The organism is Hungatella sp. SL.1.14 (assembly GCF_024460495.1).
GTDB classification, from domain to species: domain Bacteria; phylum Bacillota; class Clostridia; order Lachnospirales; family Lachnospiraceae; genus Hungatella; species Hungatella hathewayi.
On the sequence record NZ_JANFYJ010000295.1, the window covers coordinates 1 to 304 of the forward strand.

Genomic DNA, 304 nt, shown 5'->3' on the forward strand with positions numbered 1-304 from the left:
CTGGATAATGCAGTTGTGCGTGTTTACCGTAATGATATTACCGGCAACGGCATTATCCAGGGTGACAAAAAGCTAATTGCCATCGTTGGGATGGAAGATACCATTGTCGTAGATACAAAAGACGCCACTTTAATCTGCGCGAAAGACAGCGCTGGAGACATTAAAAAGGTGACGGAAAACTTAAAAATATGCAACAGAAATGAATATATCTAATTATAACTAATCACAGCTAACTATAGTCAATCATAACCAACCACAAGGAGAACCAGCAATCATGAAAAACGTATTAATCACAGGAATCACA

1 pseudogene is annotated in these 304 nt (G+C 38.5%); it reads left to right on the top strand.

Features of this window, described 5'->3' with window-relative positions:
- A pseudogene (locus NE473_RS31065) lies at window positions 1–213 on the top strand (mannose-1-phosphate guanylyltransferase); the annotation flags it as partial.
- Window positions 214–304 lie beyond the last annotated feature (91 nt).